Consider the following 26190-nt stretch of genomic DNA (forward strand, 5'->3'; position numbering starts at 1 on the left):
CCACAAACATAACAATTTTCACCAAGTTTATAAGACCATATCCTTGGTAATACCTACTCTTTACTTTTATAATTATAATAAAAAACAAATTTTATTTAATATAATTATTCTTAGCTCAAATTTTGTTGAGATAATTTTATAAATAAAAAATTTTCTTAAAAAGTTATTAACCCTGTGAAAAACTCGTGAAAAACTTCTATTTTTTAGACAGAAGTTTTAAGCACTTAAATATTAATCAAATCTAACTCTAAAATTTAAATTGATATTAATCTAATGTGCTTCTTATAAGCTCTTCAAAGTCTTTAGCATTCATCGGCTTGCCCCAGAAATAGCCTTGTATCTCATCGCAACCTAGCTCTCTTAAAATTTCAAGCTGAGTTTCATCTTCAACACCCTCAGCGATCGTCTTTAACTCGATATTTTTAGCTAACGTTATAACGCTTTTTACAACGTCTCTATCGATCTCATTTATAGCGATATTATCAACTAGCTCTTTTGCGATCTTTAACCTATCTAGCGGATACTTTTTGATGTAGTTCATCGATGAAAAGCCAGTGCCAAAGTCATCGATCGAGATGCTCATGCCTTTATCTGAAAATTTCTTTAAGACTGTTTGCATGATCTCTTCGGCATTGACGAGGCTTGCCTCTGTAAGCTCGATATCAACGCACTTTGGATCCATGCCAAATTCTTCGACATAGCCAAAGATATCTGATGCAAAATTTACATTATCAACCTGTTTTGGCGAGATGTTGATGCCAACTTTTAGGCTGATGCCATACTTTTTGTTCCAGTAGCTCATCTGCCTTATGGCCTCTTTTGCCACCCATATTCCTATTGTATTTATGATAGAGCTTTGCTCAGCAACTAGGATAAATTTAGCCGGACTTACAAAGCCTTTTACCGGAGAGTTCCACCTTATAAGAGCCTCAGCGCCTATTATCTTTTTACCATTTAGTAGATACTGCGGCTGGAAATTTAGACTAAATTCCTCATCAAAATTCATAGAATTTAGCAAAATTTCTATGTAGTTTTTCTCCTGAATGATCTCTTTTATATCATCATAAAAGACATATTTTGTATTGACATCTCTTTTGGCTGCATCAAGTGCAGCTCCAGCTTGCATGATAAGATCATCAGCTAAGATTTCGCTTGTTTGCGTTGAGCTAACGCCAACCTTTGCTCCAAGAGCTATCTTATAGTCGCCAACTGAGATTTGCTCGGCTATGATGTTTAGCAGGTAGTATAAAAATTCTCTATAATGCCCCTCATTTTTTCGCTTTAAAACTATCATAAAATCATCTCCACCAAACCTTGAGATGATAGCGCCCTCTGGCAAGATCGCTTTGATATTTTTAGAAAGCTTTAAAAGCACCTCATCACCTACGTAGTGGCCGTATGAGTCGTTTATAGCCTTAAAGTGGTTGATGTCGATGCTATAAATATCTATCCTCTCGCCAAGCGCTTTGGTTTTTATCATCTCTGAAAGTTTGCTTAAAAATGACTGCCTATTTAAAAGCCCAGTCAGTGAGTCAAATTCGCTAAGCTGCCTTAAGCGCTCATTTTTTTTTCTAAGTTCTTCTAAACTACGCATAATGTCTTCATCGATTGTTGCAATAATATATCTCTCTTTTTTTGCCAAATCTTTCATGACAATTGCGCTTTGTATAGCATATGTTAATGCTACATAAACCATTAAAATCATTAAAATAAAAATCATCCATACAGAATAAAGCCTACAAGTATTATAAATACTTAAAAAAAATATCGACACAACAAAAAAAGCTATAAATTTATATACAATAACTTTCTTATAATCTTTTCTTTGACTTCGTATCTTTTTATTTGCTTCACCTTCTTTAAGGTGCAAACATGCAACAAATATAATGAAAAAAGCAATATTAAATAAACTCTCATAATGCAATCTAGTGCCACCAAAGTGTATAAAAGCCCATGACGAATAATATATATCACAAATACATATAAAGAAAAAAGCCATTAAATACAAAATAATACTTATACGTTTTAAGATAAATGTATTTTTTCTTGAACTATTAAAATTTAATGTATAAGATATATTAAGTATAAAACATAGAATCAAAATATCTATAAGAACATAAACAAAGTTTATAGTCATGCTTTGATTAGGAATATTTTCAACTTTTCTATCAAATATTAAAAACCAAAAGAGACTAATACTTAAGAGCAATAGAGTAATTATATCAACAGCTACCTGATGCCAGACAACATTTTTTAATTTCTTAACAAAAAAGACGACAAAAGACATTAAAAATAATGAAAATGGCACAAGATATAAAATTTGTATAAGTTTTGCTTGTGAAATATTTGCTTGTAAAAAAGCTAATTTATCATAAAAAAGCAAAAGAATGTTTGATACAGTCAAACAAGCAAATCCCAAAAAAATATATAGCCAATATGATAATAAATTTCTACTGTTTTTTAGTAAAAAGAATAAAAAAAAAGATATTACAAATTCAATGCTTATAGATAATATATCTATAGAAAACTGATCTCCCAGATAAATAGCAAAGAAATAAGCAATAATCAGGGCAAATATAAATAAAAATGAGCCGTTGTGAAAATTTGTCACTCTATCAAGCACGGCTACTCTCCGCTTCCTGGGCTAGCTTTTGCCACCTTTGCCACTCGCCGCTATCATCGACGTCGTTGCCGATAGCCTCGTACCTAGCGTAAAAATGCTCCACAAATTTCTTGCACTCTTCATCTTTTGGCAGATAGCTTAGCTCATCTTTTTGGCAAAATTTCTCCAAAAACGTACTCGCATCAGCTTTTTTGGCGTATGTTTGCGCTAGGTCAAAGTAGTTTTGCAAGCAAATTTCTTTAAATTTGGCGTAGGCTTGCTCGCTCATATCCACACTTAGTTTGCTGTCAAATTTAAGCACTCCAGCCCTAAAAAGCAGGCTAAGATGTATGAGCCCCTCGCAGTAATAAGCCCTAACTTCATCGACCTTTCGCCACGCGATAAGCCCAACTGCACGGGCTATTAGCTCGTGAAAGACGGCCATTTTATACTCCGCCTCTTCGTGCAAGAAGAAATTTACCAGCCCGCCAGTCGTCGCCTTATACTCTTCTATAAATTTAAAGACGCCACTTTTATTCATACTCATCTCAGTATCAAGTCCGATAAAAAGGATGTGCCCAAACTCATGGCCGATCGTTGAAATTTCATATACTTTTTTCCAAATTTTTGGCTTTAAAAATAAAATTTCCCTACCAAAATCCAAAAATTCCTTGCTAAAAATTTCAGCCCCAAGCTTCATAAAAGGTTTTGCCTTTGCGCCCTCGTAGACGTGATTTACAAAGGCAAAAATTTTCTTGCCACATTTTGCGCTCACACTCTCGTCATTTGGCACGACTTGAGCGCTAAAAAGCCCATTTAGCTCCGCTGCATAATAGATCATCGGCACGCTTATATAAAGCTGTGTTCTAGCGATATTTTCGCTAACTGCCTTGTTTGTCGCGGCATTATCAAATTTGATCTTTTCGCAAACGCTTTCGTAAGTTTTTGTCACTTTTTCTTTAAATTTAAGCTCGTCAATGCCCTCGCTATCAACTAGCCTGATGTCCCACTCAAGCGCAACCGCGTGCGTGTAGGCGTCCTCGTAGTACTCTAGCGGATGGCCTGGCTGAAGCGCTCCTTTTACATCCATCCACGCTATCTCAGCCTCTTGCCAAGCGTTTATCACCTTTGCATTGTCCTCTTCACAAAAGGCATTTTGCAGCCTTTCAAGGTATTTTACATAAGATTTTTGCTCGTCGCTCTCCGCTAAATTTCTTAAAATTTCAAGGTTTTTTATAAATACTTTTTTAAGTTCTCTAACCTCATCTTTAAAGGCAAGCGCGTAAGGCAAAAAGTTAAATTTATCACCTTCTTTTACTACCGCGCCATACGTTCTATCAGCTCTTACGCCCTTACTATCACACTGAAACAAGGCGTTTTTAGTGATAAACTCATTTGCCTGGCTTAAATCTTTAAATTTAGCTTCAAACTCTTTATTTGTGGTGTCTATTATCTTATCTTGCCATGAAATTTGCCACGTATTTAGACTAAGCCCAAGCTCGTGCATCGCCTCAACAAAGGCCTGAAAAAACGGGTCTAAAATTTGCTCATCACGTGCCTTTTTTATAAGCTGGGCGTGCAGATTTTCATATAAATTTCTAACGTAGCCGTAGATCAAATTTAGCACGCGTTTTTGCTCGTCCTCGCCTAAATTTAGCTTTTTTAGCTCATTTTGAAGTGGATCAACTTTAAGATCAACTATCCTTCTTGCAAGGGCTAGCTTTTGGCTTGGTGTGCCAGTAAGACCGCAAATTTTCACAGCTTCAGTTATGATCTTGTCATCTAAATTTTTATAAATCGCGTTTAGCTTGGATTTTTGCTCTTTTGTAAGTTCGTTTAGTCTTTTAAAATCATTCATCTTTTCATCCCTTAAAGTTGCAGGATTTTAGCATAAAGCCATTAAAATTTGCTACAATTTACCAAAAATTTAAAATCTAAAAGGCAAAAAATGGACATTTTAAAGGACTTTGGCGAGCCACGCATAAAGCAAGTTATGCTACCAAAAGATACAAATTCGGCTGGAAATATTTTTGGTGGCTGGATAATGAGTCAGATCGACCTTGCAGGTGCGCAGGCTGCTAGAGAAATTTCGCCTGAGCGAGTTGTGACAATTTCGATGAAAGAGATCATATTTAAGCAACCAGTCTTTGTTGGCGACGTGCTAAGCTGCTATGCAAAGATCATCGCAGTTGGCAAAACATCGATAACAACACAGATAGAAGTTACTGCGCTTAGACTAAATGACGGCGGTTTTAGAGAGACTATACATGTCACGAGTGCAACTGCGACCTACGTCAGTGTGACAAAAGATGGACACAAAAAACCGATAGATGAGAAGATAAAAGAGCTGCACGGCTTTTAAATTTGGTTGCAATTTATGCAACCAAACCCCTAAATTTATCACTATTTTTAAAAGAATTTGAAAAAAATTGACTTCAAAAAAGATAAATTTCAACTTATTTAAATGCTTTATAAAGTAAAATCAGCCCTTACACTTTTTTGGGAGAAAGATGAAAAAATCACGCTTAGGGCTTTTACAAACGCATATTTTAGATATCTTAACACAAGATGAGCTGAAGAAATTTGAGTTTAAAGAGCTACCAAAGACAAGCACGATCTACACCGAAGATATCGAGATCATCATCTTAAAAAATGGCTCAGCAAAGCTCTCATTTTTTGAAGATGGCGAGGAATTTATCCTTTATCATTTAGAAAAAAACAACATCGCCATACTCGATGACAACTGCGCCTTTGAAGTGCTTGAAGATGCCCAAATTTACGTCATTAGACTGGATAAAATAGGTGAAATTTTGCACAATCAAAAAGCTGCAAGCGAGATACTAACAACCACGCTAAACACCATCATCGTGCAGCGCCAGATCACAAAGTCGATACTCTTTGAGGACGCAAAGGGCAGGATCGCAAATTTCTTGATCGAGCTTGCAAATGAGCAAGATCTAAAACAAAACGGCTACCAATATGTATTTTTGCCGTTTTCTCTAAAAGTGCTCTCAAGCTTTGTTGGTCTTAAGCGCCAAAGCGCCTCAACAGCCTTTAATGAGCTTATCAAAGACGATATCATCAGAAAGATCACACCGCACGAATTTCTCATCATCGACCACGATAAACTTGAAAGTTATACAAACTAAATTTACTCTGGATCATCGCTAAAATCGTTATCCCTAAAGATCACATAAAAATTTATTAGCCAAAATATAAAAGCAATTATTATGAGTGTTGCAGGCAAATGAATGTAAAAGCCACTCCAAAAATAAGCCAAAATGCCTCTGCTAATGCCAGCTAAAAGAACTAAAATAAAAGCGATTTTACTAAGGCGTAAAAACTCAAGCTCTTGACCGCTATGACGAAGTCCTGCGACATTAAAGATAAGCATTACGCTAAATACTACTGCATTTATCGCTATTAGATGCATAAAATTTGTCTCAAGATGAAGCCCAAAAATACCGCTAAAGCCGATACCTAAAAAACCAACCGCTAAAAATAGCTGCATAAAATAGTATAAAAGCACAAAACTATGCCTAAAAAGCTCTTTATAGTGCCACTCTTTAAGCTTTGCAAGCACCGCGCTTCCGCAAGCTATCGCAGCATAATAGACACCTAAGCTTCCTTCAAAAAATATATTTAAAAGCAAAAAGGCGCAAACGCAGCAAATAGCGATATTTTTATAGATAAAATTTGGCACAAAAAGAGCTTCATCCATGCCTTTTTCTCTCTTTAACGCTTCTTTTCCAAGTACGACACTAACGCGGTATGAGATGAGTAAGATAGCGATCACGTTGATAAAAACTTGTAAATTTAGAAATTTTTTGTTGCCACTTATTAGATAATAAATTTCAAAGCCTAAAATGCCAAACAAAAAGCCAAGTACGCCAAATTGATCAAGATTTTTATCTCGCCAGATCATATAAAGACAAAGCATAACTAAATATGCCCAAAAAAGTGTGATAAAAAAATGTGCTAAAAATAAGCTAAAAAGTGCTGCTATAAAGCTAGTTGTAAATAGTGAAAATAAAATGCAAGCGTGGACTTTTAGTGATGAGCTGAAATTTGTCCAGTCGGTTAGTCCAGTGAGTAAAAAACCAGCATAAGCAAGTGCCAAAAAAAGGTGTAAAAATATAAATTTATGCAAACTCACAAAATCAGTTGGTGTAAAAAATATAGTAGCCCCCAGCACAGCACAGGCAGCACTTGTAAGAAAAAATATTCTCATAGGATATGTAAAAAAGTTGTTAATCATAATAAATTTGCCCTTTAAAATTTTCATCTATTTTTTTGCTAATAAATGCAAAATCACGGTCTTTAAAAGCCTCGTCTAAAACAAGCTCTTTTTGTATGATCGCACCTTTATTTGCGAGAAAATAAATTCTATTTGACATCTTTACAGCCTCCATCCTGTCGTGTGTGACGAGTATTATGCTCATGCCCTCGCTCACTCTTTGGCTAACGATATCGATCAAAATTTCTTTCATATCATAGTCAAGTCCAGAAAAAGGCTCGTCCATTAAAAGAAGGTCAGGTTTTGTCACGATCGCCCGCACGAAAGCAACCCTTTGGCGCATACCGCCGCTTAGTTCATTTGGATATTTTAGTGCGTCTTTTTGACTAAGGCCAACCTTAGCAAAGAGCTTTAAAACGCTGTTTTGATCAGCTTTATCCATAACCAAAAGCACATTTTCAAGAGCATTTTTCCATGTAAGCAGACGATTTTCTTGAAAAAAATATGTCATTTTTTTAAATTTATTAAAAATTTCCCCTTTTCTAGGCTCATTTAGTCCGCTAATAAGCCGCAAAATGGTGGTTTTTCCACATCCCGAAGGCCCAAAAAGCGTCACCACTTCGCCTTTTTCTACCTTTAAATTAAAATTTCTTACGACCTTATCTCTTAAAATTTCATACTCTACATTTTTAAGCTCAAGCATTATCTTCTCCAAGGCATCAGGGCTATTTTTAAAGGCTCGATGATGAGGTACTCAAAAAGCATGATAAGGGCGATACTTAAAAGAACATACGCCATTACCTCGGTTGTTTCAAGCATCGCCCTTGCATTTGCTATCTTTGCTCCCATGCCGTTATTTGCACCTAGTAGCTCAGCCATTATGACTATTTTTACACCCATTGCAACAGCTACGCTAACAGAGCTTATGATATAGCTTGTAAGATGTGGGATGTAGAGGTGTTTTATCTTTTTTAAAAAGCCTAAATGATAGGTATCAAACATCTCTTTTAGCTCCTCATCTACACTGCTCATAGCAACTGCCGAGCTTGCGAAAGTAAGCGGTAAAACGGTTATAAAGATAGTAAAAACGGTGCTAAAATTTCCAAATCCAAACCAAAAAATAGCAAGCACTATCCAAATAATTGGTGGCATCGACAAAAGCAAGGTAATAACAGGCTTTAAAAAGGCTGCAAAACTTTTAAAACTACCTGCTATTAGTCCTAAAGATATACCAAAAAATGTTGCTGAGCAAACTCCGATCAGTGATCTATAAAGCGTTATATTTATCTCGCTGTTTTTGTAATCTTTCAAAATTTCACAGGCTTTTAAAAATACATCTTTTGGCGGTGGAAGCAAGAGTGGGGAGCTAAACTCGCTTCCCACTTGCCAAATAGCTAAGATCAAAAAAACTACGGCAAATCCGCTAAATCCACCCCAAAAATAGTCAATCATTTTTAAAAAGGCTGAGCGATCTTTTTTGACGCCGTCGATTAGTATCATAAAAATAGACCTTTATCTGGCATCTTACCGCCTAGAAATTTTGGATTAAACTGATAAATTTCTTCAAAAAATGCCATGATTTCACTTTGTAGTTCATTTGCTTTTGTCACTGTTAAATTTGCCTTATCAAAGGCATTTGCAAGTGCCACTTCTGGAGCTGGCAAGTAGCCTGAGCCTATCTTTGCTGCACTTTGCTTGTTTTCAAGTATCCATGAAAGTGCATTTTTAAGATCGCTATGAAGCGTATCAAATAGATTTAAGCTCTTCTCATAAAAGCTTTTTTCTACGATAATGCCAGCCATTGGGATTATCGGTTTTGTATTAAAGCTCTCGCCCCAAATTTTTGGAAAATCAACTGAGTAATGTACGCTAACGCCTGCTTTTTTACCACGCAAGATAGTCGCTTCGCCAAGAGGTTGCGGAACTAATAAAATATCAAAATCTTTTTGTAAAAATAAAAGTAGAGCTTCAGGCGGTGTTGCTGTATAGGTGATATCTATCTTGCCAACGTCTATGCCTCGCTTCTTGCAAAGTGCTCTTAAAACAAGATCAGGCATGTCACCTCGAAATGGCATGACTAGCTTTTTACCTACAAAATCTTCTAAATTTTTTATCTTTTCGTCCTTGACCATAGCGTTCATCACGCCAAGAGTCAGTAAATTTAACATCGCAAAATCAAGCCCTTGATTTCTTAAATTTGCAGCGACATTTGATGGCGACATCGTGACTTTAATATCTCCACTAGCCACGCCTGCACGAAGCTGATCTGGTGTTTTCCAGATATTTAGACTCACATCATAAGTTTTGTTTAACTCGCCTTGCAGTGCAGCAACTGCCATTATGACGCTTGGGATCGCTGGTGCGCCCCACATATTAAAGCTCTCTTTTGCAAATAAATTTGGCGCAAATGCGCTAACGCCTAAAGCTGTGCTAAGTCCTAAAAATTTTCTTCTATCTAACATCTTTTTCTCCTTTAAAAACTGCTGTGAAAGCTAATGAAAAATGTCCTGCCAGGGGCATGAACGACTACTGGATCAAGTGCTGCTACGTGATCACCGCTGATAAATTCTGCATAATCTTTATCAAATAAATTTGCTACGCCAAATCTTATGCCGACTTTGTTTTTAAGCTCTACGCCGCCATAAAGATCAAGCAAACCAAATCCTTTTGCGGCCTCTTTTTTGTCGATACCTAGGCCATTTTGCTTGCTAAAATCGCCTCTAGTTTGCTTTGAAACTAGTCTTAGTGCGGTGCCAAGGTTATAGCTACCAAAACTTGCATAGTCTTTATAGTCAAACGCAAAATTTGCCTCGAAAGGCTTTATTTGATAAAGCGGTCTGCCGTCTGTTTTGTTTTGTCCGTAGTTGTAGTAAAGTGAGCTTTTTAAGCCAAAGTGCCTTGCAAAGCTATATTCTGTATTGAAATTTACACTATAAAGCGTTGCATCAACATTTCTTGAGATGACTGCGTTTTTATTTAGTTGCATCGGAGCTTTTGAGTGGCGTCTATCAAAAATGATCAAATTTTTAACGCTATCAGCGATGAAATGCCCGCTAAAGCTAAATGCATCTTTGTTTTGCAAAGAATTTAGGTATTCTTTATAAAACTGACTGCCAAATTTAAAGCCAAGAACTGCTCTATTGTGTCTTTCTGGCTCTAAATTTGGATTTGCTATCCAGCCTTTATCGTCTGCGCCATAAAGTGCGTTAAAACGCTCCATATTACTTGGCAAGCGAGATAAGCTCTCAAGCTTTACAAAGTAGCTATCCTTATCGTTTGGCGTAAATTTATATTTTAGGCTTGCGCTAAAAGCGTCTTTTTCGATCTTATCGCTTACGTCTTTGCCATAAATTTGACGAAGCAGTCCGCGAGTGGTGCTAATGGCTGGATTTGGTGCAAAATATTTAGTATCAAGTCCGTTAAGCTTACTTCTTTGCTCTTCATATTTTAAAGCAAGAGAAGCTTCGTTTGCTTCATTAAATTTATAAGCTAGCGTGTCAAAAAGCATAAATTTATCATTTTTAACATCGGCAAATCTGTATCCGTTAAATACCCAGTTGCTGCCTTGCTTTATGTATCTTTTGCCATCATGTTTATCTTTTTCAAAGCCAGCGCCTATTTGATTATGAAAGCTTGCAAAATCAACATCATATTTTAAATTTGTCTCAAGCACATCTCTTTTTATCTCAACTTTTACATTTGGGCTAGCATCCCTTAGATGAAAATTATCAGCTTTTCGCTCAATCTTTTTTAGGATAAATTCAAAATTTAGCGTATTTGAAAGGTCTTCTTCACCCAGCCTGATATTTAGTTTGCCAACTTTTCTTGTCGTTTTAAAGGCGTCCATCGCGTGCTCTGGCTGCTTGTCTTTATCGATATTATCCCTTAAAAACGTAAGTTTAAGCTCGCTAAGCTCATTTGGCACGAAACCTAAAATAGCGCTTTGGCCCTGCCTGTTGTAGCCATAGTCCCATTTTTTGCCACTTCCGTCTTTATAACTATTTGCCTTGGTGAAATTTGCGTTTAAAATGGTATAAAAATTTGTGCCACGATATTTAAAAAGCGATGAGTTGTAAAAGCTTTTGCCATACATCCCAGCTGAGATATGAAACATATCCGCTGAGTTATCAAGCAAATTTGTCACAAATGGATACTCACTTCTTTGGGTGCGGTCAAACTGATTTTCCACAAAGGCACTCTGCACAACATTTGGCGTTATAATTGGCGGTGGCGCAAATTCTTTAACAGGCTTTATAATGTCCAAATTTGCTTCATTTGCTAAAAGCAGTGACGAAAAAACTATTAAGCTTAAAACTTGCCTCATAAAAACTCCTTTTAAAATACAATTATGATTTTTCTTATCGAAATTATAAATAAAAAACTCTTATAAGATATTGATATAAATCATCATATATTTTTATAAAAATTTATTAGATATAGAATTAAGTAGCTACTAGAAATAGTATAATAAGGCAAAAATAATGTAAAATTTTGCTATATATTTTGATAATTATTATATAAAAATTTAAATTATATATAATTAGGAAAGGGTAAAAAAATAATTAATTTTTTACCTAACTAAGCCCTATCTTTAAATTTAGCTAGCCTATCTCGAAGCTCTTTTGAAAGTGTAAATTGTGAAATCTCATATCTGTCAAAAATAACGATCATATCATCGCCAAGTGCCTGCACTAGGCCAAAACACGCATCTCTATCGAGGCGATTTTTTCTAAATTTAACACTTAACGCATCGACCTTTTTCTTATCGCCAAAGCTCTTAATGGCGATCTCGTCGATATCTTTGAAGAAAAATTTGATATTTTTTGAGCCTTTTGTGATGGCAAATCCATCATCATCTATCTCAAAAAAGTTGTTTTGCAAGATCTTTCTAACGCAAAAAAAGGTTGAAATGGCGCCAACGATGATGCCAAAAAGAGAGGGCGTGCCAAGATCAAGATAAAAGTATCCAACGATGCTAAAGACAAAGAGCCCAAACCCAAAGGCTAACGCCCAAAAAACATCTTTTTTACTCTCTTTGGTTATCATTTTTGCCCTCTTATGCCAAAAGTCCGGCGCCATTTATCGCTTGGCTGCGCTCTTTGGCGTAAATTCTCTCGCCATTTATCACGTCATATTTCCAGATCGGCGCATTTGCCTTAAAGTCCTCGACAAACTCGTTTATAAGCCTTAGCGCGACCTTTCTTTGAGGGCTCACTACACCTGCTACATAAGAGCTCGTATGCACCGGTACATCGCCTTTTGAGTGAGCAAAGAGCACGTAGGCATTTTCTTTTTTAGCTCGCTCCTGCCAAGCATCTAGCCATTTTTTAAGGATCGGCTCATAAATATCGAAGCTAAGCGCCGAAATACCGCCCTCTTCTCTTACTATGCCTACAAAAGTGATGAGCGCGCCGCAGTTTTTATCTTTAAATTTATCATACCACTCGTTTGTGATGCTTTGAACGTCCAAGCTTCCATTATAAATTTGCATCTTAGCCTCCACAAACTGGCGGTAATATAGAAATTTTATCGCCTGATTTAAGAGCGAAATTTATATCGCTTATGATCTCGTCATTTACAGCCACAGCGCAGATATTTAGCCACTTTTTAAGCTCTTCTTTCTCGCTTAAAGCCGCTTTTACCTCGCCTAAATTTTTTGCTTCTACTTTTATACTCTCAAGCCCTATAGGCCCAAGAAATTCGATCTCTACCACATTTTATCCTTTGAAATTTTTGCTGATTTTACTTAAAAATAAATTTAGATATACTTATTTGAAAATTTACAAAAGAGATAGAAGATGAACGAAATTTTAAAAAGCATAAAAACCCCAGCCTACGTCTGCGAAGAGGCCAAAGTACGTAAAAATTTGGAGCTTTTAAAGTATGTAAAAGAGCAAAGTGGAGCTAAAATTTTAGTGGCTCTTAAGGGTTTTGCATTTAGCGGAGTGATGGACTTGGTGGGCTCATACCTTGACGGAGCGACTTGCAGTGGGCTTCACGAGGCTAAATTTGCGAGCGAATACGTAAAAGGCGAGATCCACACGTATAGCCCAGCCTTTAAAGATGAGGATTTTTATGAAATTTTAAAAATTTCAAAGCACATCACGTTTAACTCTTTTGCTCAGTGGCAAAAATTTAAAGGGATTGCCCTGCAAAATGGCATCATATGTGGCCTGCGGGTCAATCCAGAGGTTTCGCTCGCCCCAACTGATAGCTACAACCCATGCGCTAAATTTAGCAGGCTTGGCATCACGAGAGCAAATTTTAAGCCAGAACTTCTTGATGGCATCACTGGGCTTCATTTTCACGCGCTTTGCGAGGAGAGTGCTAGTAGCTTGCAAACCGTACTGGAGGCATTTGAGGAGAAATTTGGCGAGTTTATACCAAAGATGAAGTGGATAAATATGGGCGGCGGCCACCACATCACGAGGGCTGATTACGACGTGGAGCTGCTTATAAATATCATTAGGCGCTTCCGCGAAAAATACGGCGTAGAGGTCTATCTGGAGCCTGGCGAGGCTGTGGGCTGGCAGACTGGCTTTTTGATAAGCAGCGTGCTTGACATCGTGCACAACGAGAAAGATATCGCCATCCTTGACACCTCAGCTGAGGCGCACATGCCAGATACTGTGCTCATGCCTTACCGCCCAGCCGTTAGAGGCGAGAGTGAAAATGGCAAATTTGCTTATAGATTTGGTGGCAATACCTGCCTAGCTGGCGATATAGTGGGGCTTGAAGCGGGCGACGCGGAGTATAAATTTGATAGCGAACTTAAAATCGGCGAGCGCGTCATCTTTGAAGATCAAATCCACTACACCATCGTGAAAAATACGACATTTAACGGCATAAAACTGCCTGATCTTCTGCTTTTAAAAGAAAATGGCGAGGTTAAAATGATCCGCGAGCTAGGCTACGAAGAGTATAGGCGCAGAAACTAGGCTGAGTTTTGAAGGTAAATTTGGCTTTTTAAATTTAGGTCAAATTTATCTGGATTACAAATTTCGCCAAAATGGCTTTGAGCTGCCTAAATTTAAAAATTTATCTTGAAGCTATTTTCGTTTTCAAAATTTAAACTTATTAAATTTGGCAAATTTAAAGCCAGACTGCAAACTCCAAAATGATTTAAATTTATTCTCTACAAAATTTATCTTGACACTTTTTGTTAAAGCTATCTTAGCTTGCTATCCTTTTTAAAATTTAGTAGATTTCTGACTTTATCAAAAGGTCACAAGCTATTTTAAATTTAATACCCATAAATTTTGGCAAATTTATCTATCTTTGAGCTTTTTTGCCACTTGTATTCGGTCTCGTTTGCGATCTTTTGGGCTAGCTCCTTGCCAAAATGATCGCTGATAAAACCAAGCGCCATATCCATGCCAGCAGCCACGCCTGAAGCTGTGTAAAATTTACCTGCCCTCACCCATCTGGCGCGCTCTTGCCATTTTACCGCCTCGCCGCAACTTTTCACCCACTCAAGCGATCTTTTATTTGAAGTAGCCTTTAGTCCGTCAAGCTCTCCCGTGCGAGCGATGAGCGCCGAGCCTGTGCATACACTTAGGCAAATTTGAGATGCCAAAACGCACTCTTTAAGTCTCAAAATAAACTCACTATCATTTACAAGTGTCCTCGTGCCCTGACCTCCAGGGAGTAGCAAAACGCTCTCTTTTGGCATCTTACTAAGCTTTTTTGTTTTTATTTTAAAGCCTTGCTTGCTTATTTTCATCCCACCATCAAACGAGACGTAGCTTATCTTCATTTCAGGCACTCTTGCTAAAAACTCCACCGGCCCCATTAGATCAAGTGTCTCATAGTCATCAAAGATAAGACAAAAAAGATCCATAGCGCAGTCCTTTTTAACTAAAATTTGGCTTTATTTTAGCTAAATTTTCAGATCAAAAACGATAAAAATTAACAAAACTTAAATGTTTTTTATAAAATTTTTAGTAATCTTTTTTGCTAAGGTTTGCTTGTGATTAGCTCTGATATAATAGCCGCAAAACGGCATAGCTGTGTGATTTTAGCATATTTAACCAAAGCTTAAAGCATTTAAGCTTTAGCAAATAAAGGAATAAAATGACGAGAATTCTTACTCTACTTTTTACATTGTCTGTTACGGCAATGGCCATTGAGGGACCAACTGGCGTCAATCAATATGACAGCACCATTTGGGCAGCACAGAGGATAGAAAATATCAAGCCTTATGAGCATGGCTGGGGCCCGATATTTACTTTTATACAAGGCAACGACTACTTCGCGATAGCTGCACTTTCTATCATTTTAGCTGTTATCGGCGCATTCGTGCTACACTTCTTGATCATCGGACCAAAACACTTTAGTCACGAGGGCAAAAAAGTATTTGCATTTTCACTAATCGAACGTATAGCTCACGGCTTAGCTGCGATCTCTTGGATCATCTTGGTGCCAACTGGTATCATCATCATGTGGGGCGCAGAGCTAGGTGGTGGCACATTTGTGCGTTTCTGTAGATACTTGCACGATATAGCGACTATTATATTTGCTATTTCTGTGCTTCCTATGTTATTTGCTTGGACTATCAGAATGCTTCCAGCTGTTTATGATATCAGATGGATGATGATAGTTGGTGGTTATCTTTCAAAGAAGAAAAGACCAGTCCCAGCTGGTAAATTTAACGCAGGACAAAAAGCATGGTACTGGATCGCTATCCCTGGTGGTATCGTGATGATCATAACTGGTGCTATCATGTACTTCATGGATCTTAAAGAGCCAGCAGTTGCTAGTTGGTTTGGTATCCAACAAATCGATCTTTTAAGATACAGCGTAGTTATCCACAACTGCCTTGGCATCGTCTGTGCGGTATTTTTCTTAGTTCATATCTATATGGCTGCGATCGCTATACATGGCGCTATCTGGTCGATGGTCACTGGATACAAAGAAGAAGAAGAGGTCTATGTACTTCACCACTACTGGTATCAAGAGCTTGTTAAGAAAAACAAGATCCCAGTATCTGACTACGAAAAATCTTACACAAATTTAAAATAACTAACCTTGACCTTGCGACTTACGCAGGGTCAAACTCTCTTTTATAGCAAATTTCACAGCACAAATCCTTTTAAAAAATTAATATTTTTTAGCTATAATCCAAAATCAGTTTCAAGGTTTGAAATACTAATCACAAAGGAAAAACAATGACAAGAACAATTGATTGTAGAAATTTAGAGTGCCCAAAACCAGTCATCATGACTAAAAACGCACTTGAGGGTTTAAACGAGGGAGAGAGCTTAGAGATCATCGTAAATGCCCTAGCTCCAAAAGAAAATATCTCGAGATTTTTGAGAAATCAAAATATAGAATTTAGCCTAGAAAGCAACGGCAATGAGACTAAAATTTTAGCCATCAAGGGCAAAAGCGCGCTTGAGCTTACAAATTTTGACGAATTTGTCTGCGACATAACACCAAAAAATGAAAAAGTGCTCTATCTAAACGAAGAGCGCGCAGGTAGCGGCGAAGTTGGAATAAATTTGCTATCAAAATTCCTAGGCGCACTTCTTCAAGTAGAGAAAAAACCAAAGATAATCATCTGCGTAAATAACGCCGTTAAGATGACGACAAACCGCTCACATCCAAGCTTTAAGCCACTTAAAGATCTTGAAGCTGCTGGCGTTCAAATTTTAAGCTGCGGAAGCTGCTTGGAGGCTTATAAACTAGTAAGCGATCTTGCAGTTGGCGAAATTTCAAACGCTTATGAGATCATCGACATACTCTCAACTCACGAGCAAATCAAACTATGATCTATCACGACAAAAAGCTTACGCAGTTCGTTAAAGCCGCTGGTTGAGCTGCTAAGCTTGACCCGTCGGGTCTTCACAAAACGATTAGTAGTTTAAATTTATCTCATCCAAACCTGCTCTCAAGCATCGGCTCAAACGAGGACGCGAGCGTTTTTAAGCTCTCAGACGATCTTGCGCTCGTTCAGACGCTTGACTTTATCACACCAGTAGTCAATGACCCATTTATCTACGGTCAGATCGCTGCTGCAAATAGCCTAAGCGACGTCTTTGCTATGGGTGGCGAGGTGATAAACGCCCTAAATATCGTGGGCTTTGATAGCTGCAACCTTGCACCCGAAATTTTAGGCGAAATTTTGCAAGGTGGAGCCGATAAAGTAAGAGAGTGTGGCGGCGTCATCGTTGGCGGACACACGATAGAGACGCAGCAGATGTATTATGGGCTAAGCGCGACGGGCAAGGTAGATCCTAAAAATTTCTGGGCAAACAACACAGCAGAAGTTGGTAATGTTTTGATCCTTACAAAGCCTCTTGGCAGTGGCATCTTAAGCACAGCGATCAAGGCTGATCTACTAAGCATGGAGCAGATAAATGAGGTCGCTGGCATCATGGCTCAGCTAAATTTCTACGCTCTAAAAGCACTAAGTGGCATCAAAGTTTATGCCGCTACCGATGTGACTGGATTTGGATTTTTAGGACATTTAAGCGAGATGTTAAACGACAAGATCAGCTTTAATGTCTTTGAAAAAGATGTGCCAGTGATCGCAAGTGCGAAAGAATTTGCCGATATGGGCATCATCCCAGAGGGAAGCTACAAAAACCGCGAATTTACAAAGCATTTTGTGAGCAAAGAGGCTGATATCTTACTATATGACGCGCAAACTTCTGGCGGACTTTTGCTAGCTGTTAGCGAGAACGATGCGAGCTTAGCCCTAAAGCGCCTAAAAGAGGCTGGCTATGAGCGCTCAGCCATCATCGCACAAACGATACAAAAAGGCGAGTTTGATATATTTTTAAACTAACTCTAGGCTAAATTTAGCCTATTTTAAGGCCAGCTAAAGTCTGGCTAAATTTCTTTTAATTTACCTAGTCGCTTTATAATGTCAAGAAATTTAACAAAGGAGATATGATGAACTATCTTGAAATTTTAAAATTTCGTCACGCTTGCAAAATTTTTGACGAGAGCAAAAAGATCGGAGCTGGCGAGTTTGACTTTATCCTAGAGGCTGGCAGACTAAGTCCAAGCTCGACTGGGCTTGAGCAGTGGGACTTTTTAGTCGTGCAAAACAAAGAGCTTAGAGAGAAGATAAAAGCTGTTTCGTGGAACCAAGTGCAAATCACCTCTTGCTCGCATTTGGTTGTCATTTTAGCAAAGATCAAAGAGATAAAATTTGGCAGCAGCTATGTTGATAAAATGATCGCTAGAAGGGCTGATAAAGACCCCGAAGCTATCGCTGCAAGGCAGAAATTTTATCACGACTTTTTGTTATCAAATTTCAAAAATGACGACGAGCTAACATTTCAGTGGTCGCACGAGCAGTGCATGATAGCTGCGACAAATATGATGAACGCAGCCGCAAGCCTTGGCATAGATAGCTGCCCGATCGAAGGCTTTGACAGACACGCTTTAAATGAAATTTTAGGTCTTGATGAGAGCGAAAAAAGAGTGGCTATCGTAGTGCCATTTGGCTACCGCATAAACCCACAACCAGAAAAACTACGCAGACAAAGAGCCGAAGTAGTTACTTGGATCTACTAAGTCACGGGGCAAAACGCCCTGTGATCTTCTTAAATTTAAACAAAAAGTCATTTTATAAGCTAAAAAAAGTAAATTTGCGTTAAAATCATGGCTAGTTTTAAAAAGCGAGGCTTAAATTTAATGCAAAAAAATAGCGCTAAACCAGTTTTGCAGATTTTTAAGAGGTTCTATGTAAAGATAGTACTACTTCTTTTTGCCTTCATCTTTCTTGCACTTTTTGTCATATTTGCTGGCATAAACGATATAAAATATGAAATTTCAACGCTAAATTTTATCACTAGAAACAATATCGTGAGTACATTTGTAGATGTAAAAGACAACATCTCTACAAAGGCAAGACTTATTAAAAATGGCATAGAGCCATTTAACGACGATAGCAATACAAGTAAATTTTACGCCGCTTTTTACGTGATAGCAAAAGACAACTCCTTGCTTTATCAGCGTAAATTTGAGGGCGCTTTTGAGTTACATAACTACGATATCTCGTGGTTTTCAGACATCAAAGAGGGCGAGTTTAGGCTCTCTGATAGATTTTATAAAAATAGACGCTTTAAAGATATCTACATAGCTTACGGACTAAAAAATGGCAATAAAATTCTCATTCAGCTAAATCCAAATCTTTTAAAAAAGAAGGTCGATACAGGCTATAACAAAAATTTTGCCGCATACGTCTTTTTGGTCGATAAAGATGGCAACCTCTCAAGAGATGAGTTTTATAGAAAATTTATAAAAGAGGACTTTAACAAATACATCTCGCAAGGTGGCGAGTTTAAAGCTGACAAGATCATTTTTATACTAAAGGATATGAATTTTTACAAGATCAGCTACCTAGAGGAGCAAAAGCTATTTGTCATAACAGGCTCTAGCAGGCAGGCACAGATCTTTATCCAGCTAGTTCTAGTCGTGCTTTCGTTCTTGTGTTTTGTCGCATTTAGTATACTTTGGCTACGTGATAACTCATATATAAAAGATAAAATTCTCTCTCCATTTATTAGAATCGCTCTTTTTGCGGTAGATAAAAGTAAGCCAACTGATGAAAAATTTGACATAAAAGAATTTATCTTGCTAAATAACAGTATCAAAAAACTCTACGAAGATAGAGATAAAGCTTACGAGACGGCACAAAGCTACGAGAGTAGATTTGGCTATGTCTTTGAAAAGAGCTTTTTAAAGATCGTGGTCTTTGACGCTTATACTGGCGTTATCACGGACATTAGCAACGCTCTTTTAGAAAATCTAGGCTACAAAAAAGATGATGTAGCGGATCTAAATATCAAAGAGCTTCTTGAAGATGAGTCTAAAAATTTAGCAGAAGATAGAGAAAACGCTATCAATAATAATCTATATTATGAGGCTAAGCTAAGGCGTAAAAATGGCGAGATAATCGACGTTTTAGCAACCCAAAGTAGCTTTGAGCTAGAAAATACAAGGCTAAATTTCATACTCATAAAAGATATCACTCAAGAAAAGATAACACAAAGAAATGACGATATCATCAAAAGCTACGTCTTTTTATCGCCTAATGTCATCGCCATCGCTTCAGCTAATGAGCCATTTTTGATCATACAAAGCACAAACAATATCGAGAAAATTTTTAACGTCCAAAGCCAAGGTCTCATAAATTTAGAAGACATCATCGCAAGCGAGGACTTTGATAGCTTTAAAGCTGCCATGCTGGCAAATAAAAAAGCCTTTTTACAAACTAGCAAAAATGAAGAGCTAAATTTCATAGCAAATATGACAAACACTTACGGAAAGAAAATTCCATTTAGGATAAGGGCTAAATTTATCGATGCAGACGAGCAAAAAGTCATCTACTCATTTACTGATCTTAGCGATATGCTAAAGCTTCAAGAGAGATTTGAAAAACAAAGCAAAGAGAGCAAAGCACTGCTTTGGGCGAGTGAGGCAAATGTCTTTACTTGGGATAAAAGAAGCGACATGCTTAACATCTCAGACGAGCTAAGCAAGGTTCTTGGCACGCAAAGCACTCTAAATTTCGAGCAAGCAAAGTCGGTCTTTGTCGATGAATTTGATAGTTTTTATAGCTTTTTTGAGAGCTTAAGAGATGCTCAAACATACATCAAAGATATCAAACTTTACAGCATAGATAAAGAAATTTTACACTTTAGACTAAGGGCAAAAGCACTTGAATACGACGAATTTGGCGAAGTAAGCTTGATAAAAGGCACATTAAGAGACCTTAGCCTAGAAGATAGCTTCTTTGTCTGCCAAGACCTGCTTGCAAAAATTTTCTCATTTAGCAAAGAAGAGGTCGTCTTGCTTGATGAGGAGATGAGGGTTATTGACGCAAATGACGCATTTTTTGAAAGTGCGGGCGCAAAAGATAGCGTATATCTAAAAGATATCACCTTTATAAAGCAAGGCTTAAGCGATATAAAACACCAGATCATAGAGACTATAAACCAAGGTGGCTCGTGGAGTGGCAAGGTTTGGAGCGAAAATAATAAAAATAAGAGCAAGCTTGAAGTCATAGAAATTTTACCGCTTATCGATGCGAATGAGAAAAAAACTGGCTACATCATGCTAGCAATGCTGGCAAATAACGAAGCACAAAATGAGAAATATCTAGAATTTATCGCATATCACGATCCGCTTACAAAGCTACCAAATAGATTTTTACTCTACAACAAGCTAAATTCTCTCATACAAAAAAATGAACAAAAAATAGCCGTCATCTACCTTGATATGGATGATTTTAAGAGCATAAATGACAACTTCGGCCATCAAATAGGCGATAAATTTCTAGTAGCTATCTCTGAAAAGATAGGCGCTATGTTTAATGGCAAAAATATCTTTGCAAGGATAGGCGGAGATGAGTTTGTAGGCGTCATAAACTACGAAAATTTAGGTGAAGTCTATGAGATAGCGCAAAATATGCTAAGGCTAGCTTCAGATGAAGTAAAGATAGACGAGCTAAAACTAAAAGCAAGCACTAGCATAGGCATAGCCTTAGCTGATAGTGAGCTTGGAGCTGATGATGTGCTACAAAGAGCCGACTGGGCGATGTATCAAGCCAAGATAAGTGGCAAAAACAGAAGCTATACATTTGATGCGAAAAAAGATGTCTATTTTAAGAGCCAATACGAAGATGGCTCAAAAATTTTAAAAGCGCTTGACGCTGGTGAGATGTTTTTAGAATTTCAACCAGAGATCAGCTTTAGCACGGGCGAGACTTTAAGTTTTGAAGCGCTTATTAGATGGAGAAAAGATAGCGAGATCATCTATCCAAGCGACTTTTTGCCACTCATAAAGACAAGTAGCGCATCGAGTAATATCGCTTTATTTACGATAAAAGAGGCGCTTTTAGCAAGAAAAATGTGGCTAGAAAATGGCATAAGCGCAAAGGTTCGCGTAAATTTAAGCGTTAAAAAGCTCTTTACAGAAGAATTTTGGCATAAATTTAAAGCGATATTTGATGAGGATAAAAGCCTTGATCCAACTGGGCTTATCATCGATGTTATCGACGCTGCAACAGCTACAAATTTAGAAGTTTTAGAAATTTATGTGAGAAAATATAAAGAGCTTGGCATACACTTCTCGCTTGATGACTTTGCCTCATACTCAAGCTCGATCGAAGCTCTTGGCATGCTAAAGACAAACCGCTTTAATATAGATAATAAATTTTGCAAACATATCTTTAACTCAAAAGAGGCGCTTGAGAGCATAAATATGATAAGGTTTGTGGCTGATAAATTTGGACTAAATGCGACTATAAAAAATATCGATGACAAAAGAACGCTTGAGTTTTTACTTGGTCTTGGCTTTGATAAATTTCAAGGCAACATTTTCTCATTGGCACTTTTGGCAAAAGATGCTGCTTCGTTTAAATTTGAAAGACCATATCTGCACATAAAAGACTATAAAAATAGCGAGAATTTCGAGCTTTTTAAAGGCTTAGTCGTGCTAAAAGAGCTTGCAAATGAAGTGATAGCAAATTTGAATCAAGACGACAAACTAGCACAAAGCCTAAAACAAAAAATAGAAGATGAGATAAAAAATATAGGTAAATTTAATCAAGAAATTTCCGTAAATTTAAGCAAACTAGCAAGTAGTAGTGACAGCGGCGAACTCTATAATCTAGCCATGTCCATCATCAAAGAGTGCGATATAAATTTAGGTTTTAGTAAGGAGATAAGAGTTGAGTGATGTAAATGTTTATGAGCACGAGATCCCAAACGGAAGCAAACTTTACTTTGCAAAAAGTGCAAAACTAAAGAGAAAAATCGAGCAAAAAGCGAGTGAAATTTTAGAAGATGAGGGTTTTAGCGAGATCGTAACGCCGTTTTTTTCGTATCATCAACATCTAAGCGTAGATGCGACAAATCTCCTGCGCTTTAGCGACAGTCTAAACCACGAGATAAGTCTAAGGGCTGATAGCACGGTTGATACCGTTAGGATCGTGCTTAGAAGGCTTAAAGCAAACGAGCCAAAGAGGTGGTTTTATATACAGCCAGTCTTTCGCTACCCAAGCCAAGAAATTTATCAAATAGGCGCTGAACTTATCGGTGAAAACGACATCTTAAAGAGCATAAACATCGTAGCAAAGCTCTTTAGCGAGCTTGAGATCGGCGCTTGTTTGCAGCTTAGCAACATGCAAATCCCAAGGATAATTTGCGAAATTTTAAACTTAGAGATAGAAATTTTTGAAAACTCATGGCTAGAAAAGATCCTAGCCCAAAACGTGCCGTGGCTTAGCAAACTAGCCCTTTTAAAGGACGCTAGCGAGCTTGATGAGATAGTAAATTTAGTCCCTGATAAGCTAAAAGAGGCGCTAAAAAATTTACAAAGCGTAGTCAAATCACTAGAATATAAAAATTTAAGAATAGTTCCGCTATATTACTCAAAAATGAGATATTATGATAGTTTATTTTTTAGATTTTTAAAAGACAACGCTATCTTAGCAAGTGGCGGAAACTATGAAATAGACAATATTTCAAGCAGCGGGTTCGCTGTTTATACTGATGCATTAATCGAAGAAAAAATTAATTTAAGGAAGTAAGAATGAGAAAGGCTGATTTAGTAGTTGGTGTTCAATGGGGTGATGAGGGTAAAGGCAAGATAGTTGATATGCTAGGACTAAACTATGACATGATTTGTCGCTCTCAAGGTGGCCACAACGCTGGTCATACGATCTGGGTAGATGGCGTAAGATACGCGCTTCACCTTGTCCCAAGCGGAATTTTGCACAAAAATATCATAAATATCATCGGCAACGGCGTCGTTGTCTCTCCAGAGGTGCTCATCACTGAGATGGCGCAATTTGACAACTTAGAAGGCAGACTTTATATAAGCGACAAAGCACACTTAAATTTAAGCTACCACAGCCAAGTCGATCAAGCAAAAGAGCGCTTAAAAGGCGAAAAAGCGATCGGAACGACTGGTAAAGGCATCGGACCAACATACGCAGACAAGATAAGTAGAAGCGGCCACAGAGTTGGCGAGCTACTTGAGCCAGAGCGCTTGTGCGATGCTTTGATGCATGATTTTGAAACAAATAAACCAGTATTTGACGCACTTGGCGTAAAGATACCTGAAGAAAATGAGCTACTTGAAGAGCTAAAAAGATATAAAGAGGTGCTTGCTCCATTTATCGCAAACACTACAAATTTAGTTTGGAAAGCGCTTGATGAAGACAAAAAAGTCCTACTTGAAGGCGCTCAGGGCACACTTTTAGACATCGATCACGGCACATATCCTTATGTAACTAGCTCAAATACCATAAGCGCTGGTGCTTGCACAGGCCTTGGACTAAATCCAAAAGAGATAGGCAAGGTAATAGGTGTCATCAAAGCATATACGACTCGCGTAGGACATGGACCTTTCCCAACTGAAGACAAAGGCACGAGCGGCGATAAGATGTGTGAGATTGGTAAAGAATTTGGCACAACAACAGGTCGCCGCAGACGTTGTGGCTGGTTTGACGCAGTAAGCGTAAAATACGCTTCAAGGCTTGATGGCGTCGATACTTATGCGCTTATGAAGCTTGACGTGCTTGATGGCTTTGAGGTGGTAAAAATTTGCAAAGCATATCAATATAACGGCGAGACGATCGACTACGTGCCAACAGATCTTGAAAATGCAATGCCTATCTATGAAGAGCTTGCGGGCTGGGACAGCGTAAAAGGCATCAGCAGATATGAAGACCTGCCAGCAAACGCAAGAGCGTATATCGAGCGTATAGAGGAGCTAACTGGCGTGAAGGTTGGCTATATCTCAACAAGCCCTGAGAGAAGCGATACGATCATTAGATGAAAAGTAAATTTACCTCCGTCGTCCGCGTCAAAAAGCAGGAGATGGATAAGGTAGAGGCTAAGCTCGTCGTTGCTAGGCTAAATGTAAGAAATGCTGAAGAAAAAATAGCACTCTTAAGGGCCAAGCTCAACGAGTTTAACCTGCCAAAAAGTGGCAACATAGGCGAGCTAAGAGAAAATTTAGAGCTCATAAATATAGCAAGAGCCGAGCTAAGTGCCTGCAAAGAGAGCTTAGAGATAGCAAAAAAAGAGGTCTTGCACTACGAGCACAAATATAAAAATGCAAATTTAGAGTATGAAAAGATGAAATATCTAGAAAAAGAAGAATTTAAAAAAGAGATAAAACGCATACAAAAGGCTGAAGCGCTTGCTCTTGATGAGTTTGCGGTTATGAAATTTGCAGCCAAAAGCGAGGCGTGATGAGAGCTGTTTTACTCTTTTTTATGGTCATAAATTTTGCATTTTGCTTTGAAGTGCCGGTTGATTGCACTCAGATCTTTGAAGCTAGAAAAGAGGAAATTTCAAAGGAGCTTGAGGTCATCGACGAGCAGCGCCAAGCCCTAGAGGTCTTTCGAGCAAGCTCGGCCGCGGCTTATGAAGAGAACAACAAAAAGCTTGCCAAAAAAGAGGCTGACCTAAATGCGACGATGAAAGTGATCGAGCAAAAACGCAAAGAGATCGACGAAGTTGTCGCTAAAAATGAGAAAATTTTAAAAGAGCTTCGCACGATGACGACTGATAAAGTCAATGAATCCTACGCCAAAATGAAAGATGGCGCAGCAGCCGAAGTGCTCTCGCAAATGCCAAGATCAAACGCAGCTACCATACTTTACGCCCTTGATGCAAAAAAGATATCAACCATAATGGCTAAGATGGATCCAAAAGTTGCCTCTGAAGTGACTGCACTACTTCAAAAAGGACCTCCATTTGTAGATGAAAAGGGTGATATGCCCGCTCCAGCTGGAAGCATAAATATGCAGTAAATTTAACTTGCTGCTGCTCTATAAAAGCCAAATTTAACTAGTAAATTTAACCTATTTGCTCACCCGTCTCTTATTTTTACCCCCTGCTCTTGTTGGCTTTAGCGTGCAAAAAGATGAGTTTTGGTTTAAAGAGCTTAGTGGTGTTAGTCTAAGCGCAGATGTAGTGATAAATACCAAAAATGAGAGCTATAAATTTAGTGGTGATCTGCTTTTTACACATAGAGGCATAAGTGGTCCAGCGATACTAAACGCCTCACTCTTTTGGCAAAAGGGTCGAATTTGCATAAATTTTCTGCCTAAATTTAGTGAGAAAAATTTAGTAAATGGCAAAAAGCAGCTTAGTTCAGTTTTACCTTTGCCAAAGAGATTTGTGCTGGAGTTTTTAAGAAATTTTGGTTTAAAAGATAGGGCATTTTATGAATTTAGTGATGATGAAAAGAGCATCATAAAAAGGCTTTTTGCATATCATTTTGCCCCAGCTGGGACATTTGGCTTTGAAAGGGCTGAAGTTACAAAAGGTGGCGTAAAGACTAATTTTTTAAATGAAAATTTAGAGTGTAAAAGCGT

General features: G+C 37.9%; 23 protein-coding genes and 1 pseudogene. 13 read left to right on the forward strand and 11 right to left on the reverse strand.

Annotated features, from left to right (window positions below; genetic code table 11):
• Positions 1 to 265: 265 nt before the first annotated feature.
• Entirely contained in the window at positions 266 to 1594 is a 1329-nt protein-coding gene (locus HMPREF1019_RS10415; RefSeq protein WP_232210191.1) for a putative bifunctional diguanylate cyclase/phosphodiesterase, read from the reverse strand.
• Positions 1595 to 2615: 1021 nt separating this feature from the next.
• Positions 2616 to 4460, reverse strand: coding sequence for an invasion protein CiaB (gene ciaB, locus HMPREF1019_RS08710; RefSeq protein WP_009295344.1), 1845 nt, complete (start codon positions 4458 to 4460; stop codon positions 2616 to 2618).
• Between the two features lie 90 nt (positions 4461 to 4550).
• Here ciaB and HMPREF1019_RS08715 point away from each other — a divergent pair, with 90 nt between their 5' ends.
• Both HMPREF1019_RS08715 and HMPREF1019_RS08720 read left to right on the forward strand, forming a co-directional pair.
• Positions 4551 to 4964, forward strand: coding sequence for an acyl-CoA thioesterase (locus tag HMPREF1019_RS08715; protein WP_009295346.1), 414 nt, complete (start codon positions 4551 to 4553; stop codon positions 4962 to 4964).
• Between the two features lie 148 nt (positions 4965 to 5112).
• Positions 5113 to 5751 carry a Crp/Fnr family transcriptional regulator gene (locus tag HMPREF1019_RS08720; protein WP_009295349.1) on the forward strand — a complete coding sequence of 213 codons (639 nt, stop codon included), beginning with the start codon at positions 5113 to 5115 and terminating at the stop codon, positions 5749 to 5751.
• A gap of 2 nt (positions 5752 to 5753) precedes the next feature.
• Here the strand turns inward: HMPREF1019_RS08720 and HMPREF1019_RS08725 are convergent, their stop codons facing one another.
• The 8 genes from HMPREF1019_RS08725 to HMPREF1019_RS08760 all read right to left on the reverse strand — a co-directional run bounded on the left by HMPREF1019_RS08725 (position 5754) and on the right by HMPREF1019_RS08760 (position 12553).
• The gene (locus HMPREF1019_RS08725) at positions 5754 to 6860 is read right to left on the reverse strand and encodes an NnrS family protein (protein WP_009295351.1); all 1107 of its coding nucleotides are present in this window, start codon (positions 6858 to 6860) and stop codon (positions 5754 to 5756) included.
• Positions 6853 to 7542, reverse strand: coding sequence for an ABC transporter ATP-binding protein (locus tag HMPREF1019_RS08730; protein WP_009295353.1), 690 nt, complete (start codon positions 7540 to 7542; stop codon positions 6853 to 6855). Before HMPREF1019_RS08730 ends, HMPREF1019_RS08725 begins: the two co-directional genes overlap by 8 nt.
• Entirely contained in the window at positions 7542 to 8339 is a 798-nt protein-coding gene (locus tag HMPREF1019_RS08735; protein ID WP_009295354.1) for an ABC transporter permease, read from the reverse strand. Before HMPREF1019_RS08735 ends, HMPREF1019_RS08730 begins: the two co-directional genes overlap by 1 nt.
• Positions 8336 to 9301: an ABC transporter substrate-binding protein gene (locus HMPREF1019_RS08740; RefSeq protein ID WP_009295357.1), complete on the reverse strand. Its 966-nt coding sequence runs from the start codon at positions 9299 to 9301 to the stop codon at positions 8336 to 8338. The genes HMPREF1019_RS08735 and HMPREF1019_RS08740 overlap by 4 nt, the downstream gene beginning before the upstream one ends.
• An 11-nt stretch (positions 9302 to 9312) precedes the next feature.
• A complete protein-coding gene (locus HMPREF1019_RS08745; RefSeq protein WP_009295359.1) occupies positions 9313 to 11163 on the reverse strand; it encodes a TonB-dependent receptor domain-containing protein in 1851 nt (616 codons plus the stop codon).
• A 254-nt stretch (positions 11164 to 11417) separates the two neighbouring features.
• On the reverse strand, positions 11418 to 11885 hold the full coding sequence (locus tag HMPREF1019_RS08750; RefSeq protein ID WP_009295361.1) for a hypothetical protein: 468 nt from the start codon (positions 11883 to 11885) through the stop codon (positions 11418 to 11420).
• 10 nt (positions 11886 to 11895) lie between these two features.
• The gene (locus tag HMPREF1019_RS08755) at positions 11896 to 12330 is read right to left on the reverse strand and encodes a molybdopterin synthase catalytic subunit (protein WP_009295363.1); all 435 of its coding nucleotides are present in this window, start codon (positions 12328 to 12330) and stop codon (positions 11896 to 11898) included.
• 1 nt (position 12331) lies between these two features.
• Positions 12332 to 12553 (reverse strand): MoaD/ThiS family protein, encoded by a 222-nt coding sequence (locus HMPREF1019_RS08760; RefSeq protein WP_009295364.1) that lies wholly within the window; start codon positions 12551 to 12553, stop codon positions 12332 to 12334.
• An 84-nt stretch (positions 12554 to 12637) separates the two neighbouring features.
• On the opposite strand from HMPREF1019_RS08760, the gene nspC reads away from it, so the two are divergent.
• Positions 12638 to 13777, forward strand: coding sequence for a carboxynorspermidine decarboxylase (nspC, locus tag HMPREF1019_RS08765; protein WP_009295365.1), 1140 nt, complete (start codon positions 12638 to 12640; stop codon positions 13775 to 13777).
• A gap of 305 nt (positions 13778 to 14082) precedes the next feature.
• On the opposite strand, the gene HMPREF1019_RS08770 is transcribed toward nspC, so the two are convergent.
• A complete protein-coding gene (locus tag HMPREF1019_RS08770; protein WP_009295366.1) occupies positions 14083 to 14679 on the reverse strand; it encodes a DJ-1/PfpI family protein in 597 nt (198 codons plus the stop codon).
• A 233-nt stretch (positions 14680 to 14912) separates the two neighbouring features.
• On the opposite strand from HMPREF1019_RS08770, the gene HMPREF1019_RS08775 reads away from it, so the two are divergent.
• From HMPREF1019_RS08775 to HMPREF1019_RS08820, 10 genes and pseudogenes are all read left to right on the forward strand, one after another.
• Complete coding sequence (locus HMPREF1019_RS08775) at positions 14913 to 15860, forward strand: formate dehydrogenase subunit gamma (RefSeq protein ID WP_009295367.1); 948 nt, start codon at positions 14913 to 14915, stop codon at positions 15858 to 15860.
• Between the two features lie 146 nt (positions 15861 to 16006).
• Entirely contained in the window at positions 16007 to 16609 is a 603-nt protein-coding gene (gene yedF, locus HMPREF1019_RS08780) for a sulfurtransferase-like selenium metabolism protein YedF (protein ID WP_009295368.1), read from the forward strand.
• Positions 16606 to 17628, forward strand: coding sequence for a selenide, water dikinase SelD (selD, locus tag HMPREF1019_RS08785; RefSeq protein ID WP_187364912.1), 1023 nt, complete (start codon positions 16606 to 16608; stop codon positions 17626 to 17628). The genes yedF and selD overlap by 4 nt, the downstream gene beginning before the upstream one ends.
• Positions 17629 to 17735: 107 nt before the next feature.
• Positions 17736 to 18365: an NAD(P)H-dependent oxidoreductase gene (locus HMPREF1019_RS08790; protein WP_009295370.1), complete on the forward strand. Its 630-nt coding sequence runs from the start codon at positions 17736 to 17738 to the stop codon at positions 18363 to 18365.
• 120 nt (positions 18366 to 18485) lie between these two features.
• Complete coding sequence (locus HMPREF1019_RS08795) at positions 18486 to 22535, forward strand: diguanylate cyclase domain-containing protein (protein ID WP_009295371.1); 4050 nt, start codon at positions 18486 to 18488, stop codon at positions 22533 to 22535.
• Positions 22528 to 23388, forward strand: a complete 861-nt coding sequence (locus HMPREF1019_RS08800; RefSeq protein ID WP_009295372.1) for an ATP phosphoribosyltransferase regulatory subunit — start codon at positions 22528 to 22530, stop codon at positions 23386 to 23388. Before HMPREF1019_RS08795 ends, HMPREF1019_RS08800 begins: the two co-directional genes overlap by 8 nt.
• 2 nt (positions 23389 to 23390) lie before the next feature.
• Positions 23391 to 24641, forward strand: coding sequence for an adenylosuccinate synthase (locus HMPREF1019_RS08805; RefSeq protein ID WP_009295373.1), 1251 nt, complete (start codon positions 23391 to 23393; stop codon positions 24639 to 24641).
• Positions 24638 to 25060 (forward strand): flagellar export protein FliJ, encoded by a 423-nt coding sequence (locus tag HMPREF1019_RS08810; protein WP_009295374.1) that lies wholly within the window; start codon positions 24638 to 24640, stop codon positions 25058 to 25060. The genes HMPREF1019_RS08805 and HMPREF1019_RS08810 overlap by 4 nt, the downstream gene beginning before the upstream one ends.
• On the forward strand, positions 25060 to 25623 hold the full coding sequence (locus tag HMPREF1019_RS08815; protein ID WP_009295375.1) for a MotE family protein: 564 nt from the start codon (positions 25060 to 25062) through the stop codon (positions 25621 to 25623). The genes HMPREF1019_RS08810 and HMPREF1019_RS08815 overlap by 1 nt, the downstream gene beginning before the upstream one ends.
• A 103-nt stretch (positions 25624 to 25726) precedes the next feature.
• Positions 25727 to 26190 (forward strand): annotated as a pseudogene (locus HMPREF1019_RS08820) (NAD(P)/FAD-dependent oxidoreductase); the annotation flags it as partial.

The organism is Campylobacter sp. 10_1_50 (assembly GCF_000238755.1).
Taxonomy (GTDB): domain Bacteria; phylum Campylobacterota; class Campylobacteria; order Campylobacterales; family Campylobacteraceae; genus Campylobacter_A; species Campylobacter_A concisus_R.

What these genes read in the sequence shown, in the direction of transcription:
- HMPREF1019_RS08755 (WP_009295363.1), bottom strand. Translation starts at nt 12,330, where the DNA reads ATGCAAATTTATAATGGAAGCTTGGACGTTCAAAGCATCACAAACGAG.
- HMPREF1019_RS08795 (WP_009295371.1), top strand. Translation starts at nt 18,486, where the DNA reads ATGCAAAAAAATAGCGCTAAACCAGTTTTGCAGATTTTTAAGAGGTTC.
- HMPREF1019_RS08805 (WP_009295373.1), top strand. Translation starts at nt 23,391, where the DNA reads ATGAGAAAGGCTGATTTAGTAGTTGGTGTTCAATGGGGTGATGAGGGT.
- HMPREF1019_RS08735 (WP_009295354.1), bottom strand. Translation starts at nt 8,339, where the DNA reads ATGATACTAATCGACGGCGTCAAAAAAGATCGCTCAGCCTTTTTAAAA.
- yedF (WP_009295368.1), top strand. Translation starts at nt 16,007, where the DNA reads ATGACAAGAACAATTGATTGTAGAAATTTAGAGTGCCCAAAACCAGTC.
- HMPREF1019_RS08810 (WP_009295374.1), top strand. Translation starts at nt 24,638, where the DNA reads ATGAAAAGTAAATTTACCTCCGTCGTCCGCGTCAAAAAGCAGGAGATG.
- HMPREF1019_RS08740 (WP_009295357.1), bottom strand. Translation starts at nt 9,301, where the DNA reads ATGTTAGATAGAAGAAAATTTTTAGGACTTAGCACAGCTTTAGGCGTT.
- HMPREF1019_RS08730 (WP_009295353.1), bottom strand. Translation starts at nt 7,542, where the DNA reads ATGCTTGAGCTTAAAAATGTAGAGTATGAAATTTTAAGAGATAAGGTC.
- HMPREF1019_RS08770 (WP_009295366.1), bottom strand. Translation starts at nt 14,679, where the DNA reads ATGGATCTTTTTTGTCTTATCTTTGATGACTATGAGACACTTGATCTA.
- HMPREF1019_RS08745 (WP_009295359.1), bottom strand. Translation starts at nt 11,163, where the DNA reads ATGAGGCAAGTTTTAAGCTTAATAGTTTTTTCGTCACTGCTTTTAGCA.
- ciaB (WP_009295344.1), bottom strand. Translation starts at nt 4,460, where the DNA reads ATGAATGATTTTAAAAGACTAAACGAACTTACAAAAGAGCAAAAATCC.
- nspC (WP_009295365.1), top strand. Translation starts at nt 12,638, where the DNA reads ATGAACGAAATTTTAAAAAGCATAAAAACCCCAGCCTACGTCTGCGAA.
- HMPREF1019_RS08790 (WP_009295370.1), top strand. Translation starts at nt 17,736, where the DNA reads ATGAACTATCTTGAAATTTTAAAATTTCGTCACGCTTGCAAAATTTTT.
- HMPREF1019_RS08815 (WP_009295375.1), top strand. Translation starts at nt 25,060, where the DNA reads ATGAGAGCTGTTTTACTCTTTTTTATGGTCATAAATTTTGCATTTTGC.
- HMPREF1019_RS08775 (WP_009295367.1), top strand. Translation starts at nt 14,913, where the DNA reads ATGACGAGAATTCTTACTCTACTTTTTACATTGTCTGTTACGGCAATG.
- HMPREF1019_RS08720 (WP_009295349.1), top strand. Translation starts at nt 5,113, where the DNA reads ATGAAAAAATCACGCTTAGGGCTTTTACAAACGCATATTTTAGATATC.
- HMPREF1019_RS08725 (WP_009295351.1), bottom strand. Translation starts at nt 6,860, where the DNA reads ATGATTAACAACTTTTTTACATATCCTATGAGAATATTTTTTCTTACA.
- HMPREF1019_RS10415 (WP_232210191.1), bottom strand. Translation starts at nt 1,594, where the DNA reads ATGCGTAGTTTAGAAGAACTTAGAAAAAAAAATGAGCGCTTAAGGCAG.
- HMPREF1019_RS08750 (WP_009295361.1), bottom strand. Translation starts at nt 11,885, where the DNA reads ATGATAACCAAAGAGAGTAAAAAAGATGTTTTTTGGGCGTTAGCCTTT.
- HMPREF1019_RS08715 (WP_009295346.1), top strand. Translation starts at nt 4,551, where the DNA reads ATGGACATTTTAAAGGACTTTGGCGAGCCACGCATAAAGCAAGTTATG.